Raw genomic sequence first — 2,376 nt, forward strand, 5'->3', positions numbered from 1 at the left:
CGCCGTACCCGCACCGTCGGTGTGGTGCTGGCCGTCGGGTTCCACACGCTGCTGGCGGCCGATCTCGCCCACCCGTTCTTCGACTTCTCGTCGCTGCTGCTCGCGCTGTTCGTCCTGTTCCTCCCGCCCGGCTTCGCCGGCTGGCTGGGATCCAAGGTCACGGCCCGCGGTCGGGCGGGTCGTCTCCTGGAGGCGGGCGCACACGTGATGATCGTGGTCGTCGCCGTCCTGCTGCTGGGCGCGATCGGCCCGGCCAACCCGGACCTGGCCGTGCTGACGCTGGCGGGGGCCTACCTCCTGTGGTTCGCCTACGCGGCGGTGTGCGTGCTCGTCGTCGTGATGCACGTGCTGCTGCACCGACCGGCCGCGGAGTCAGGCTTGTTCGCCCTCCCCAGCCGAGCCATGGCGCTCGTCCCGGTGCTGGTCGTGCTGAACGGGCTCACTCCGTACCTGGAGCTCAAGACCGCGTTCGGCTTCGACATGTACAGCAACCTCGTCACGGTGGCGGGCGCGTCGAACCATCTCGTCATCCCTGCCACGCTGCCCTTGACGGATGTCCAGGAGGATCTCGTGGCCATCCGATCGTCGTCGGAGCCCGGGCTGCAGTGGTACGCGGACAACGACTACGCGCTGCCGTGGTTGACCTTTCGCGCCTATCTGGACGACCACCCGGACGTCGCCGTGCTGTACGTCCGAGGCGGCGAGCTGCACGACATCAGGCCGGGTGACCGACACGGTGTCGCGCCCGTCCCCGTATGGCAGGAGAAGCTGATGGCCTTCCGGGCTGTCGACCTGCGCAGCCCCAAGCGTTGTCAGGACCGGTGGGGTGTGGCCAACTGAACGACGGCCACGCCAGCGTGTCAGCCGCAGGACCTGGTCGGATCGGGTGGGATCAGGTCGATCAGGTAGCGGATGACGGCACGGTCGGTGCAGACGTTTTCGCCGCCGAAGGCCGTATGACGATCCCCGTCCCGGGTCAGCAGCACGCCGCTGTCCAGCTGGGCGACCAGGCTCTCGGACCAGCCGAACGGCGTGATGAGATCGCCGCGGTTGCCGATGACCACGATCGGTGGCGTCCCAGGAGCCGCGATCTCGCGAGGAGTGCCCTCCGCGGCGACCGGCCAGAACGCACATGGTGCGTGCAGGAACAGTGACACCGGGCCGAAGCGCGGGGCGCTCGCCGCGAGGTCGGTCGCGAGCGCCGGCAGTTCTCCCGGCGCCGGGGCCGGCACGTCCAGGCAGTTCACCGCCATCAGGGACGCCAGTTCGTCGGCGAGGGTGTCACCATCGCCCGCGACCGGTGCGAGGGGCGCAGCCAGCAGCGACCCGTTGCCCTCCCATGCCAGCGCGAGCGCTGCCGCCAGCAGCGGCCACCTGGGCCGATCACGCAGCAACGCGAGCGCTGCGACGGCGGCCTGCCCGGCTTCCAGCCGTGCACCGAGCTCCGGCGCCGGTAGCTCGCGTGCGTCGAGGTCGGCCATCAGCGCGTCGAACGCCGTCAACGTCGACCGCTCGGCGGGCAGTGGGCAGTGCTCGTCGGATGCGCAGGCGGCGAGGAACTCACTCAGCGCGGCTTCGAGCGCAGCCGCCTGCGCGCGGACCTGACCGGTGAGATCCAGCGTGGGATCGACCGCACCGTCGAGCACCAGCGCACGGACGTTCTCGGGGAACAGATCGGCGTAGGCGGCCCCGATGCGCGTCCCGTACGAGTAGCCGAGGTAGGTCAGGTCCGCGTCGCCGAGCGCGACACGGATGGCGTCGAGGTCACGCACGACGTTCGCGGTCCCGACGTGGGCCAGCAGGTCACCGCTGGCGTCGCCGCAGGAGGTGGCGTACGCCTCCGCCGCAGCGAGGACCGCCGCGGTCTCGCCGACGTCATCGGGAGCGAGGTCCTGCGATAGGAAGGCCCTGGAGCCGCCGTTGCAGCTGACGGGCCGGCTGGCAGCCACACCGCGAGGGTCGAAGCCGACGATGTCGAAGCGGGCGCGGAGTTCGGCCGGGATGACCTGGACGCTCCAGGCGCGGACGAAGTCCACGCCGGAGGATCCCGGCCCGCCCGGGTTGATCACGAGCGAGCCGATGCGACGCGCGGCCGGCGGCGCCGGCAGGCGGATCAGCGCCAGGTCAATCGTCTCCGCACCCGGATCGTCGTGATCCAGCGGGACCGGGACGGTGGCGCACTCGAACGGGGCCTCGCACGGCTCCCACGCGACCGTCGGGGTGAGAGGTTCTTCGGCTGTCGGCGGCGGCTCGACGGCTGCGTGGGCGTCCGGGTTCGCGCTGAAGGTGTCGCCGGTTGCGCACCCTGTCAGCAGGACGGCCAACGTCACGGCAGCTGCCCACCGGGTGCTCCATCGCCAACAGGACCGCATCCCG

Annotated in this window: 2 protein-coding genes; one reads left to right on the forward strand and one right to left on the reverse strand. The window is 71.1% G+C overall.

Annotated elements, in window-relative coordinates; translation table 11 throughout:
* A partial coding sequence (locus M3N57_00235; protein MDP9021134.1) for a hypothetical protein occupies positions 1-840 on the forward strand: 840 nt, incomplete at its 5' end.
* A 20-nt stretch (positions 841-860) separates the two neighbouring features.
* On the opposite strand, the gene M3N57_00240 is transcribed toward M3N57_00235, so the two are convergent.
* Positions 861-2,376, reverse strand: a 1,516-nt coding sequence (locus M3N57_00240; protein MDP9021135.1) for an alpha/beta hydrolase, incomplete at its 5' end; no start/stop codon positions are given.

This window comes from Actinomycetota bacterium (assembly GCA_030776725.1).
Classification (GTDB): domain Bacteria; phylum Actinomycetota; class Nitriliruptoria; order Nitriliruptorales; family JAHWKO01; genus JAHWKW01.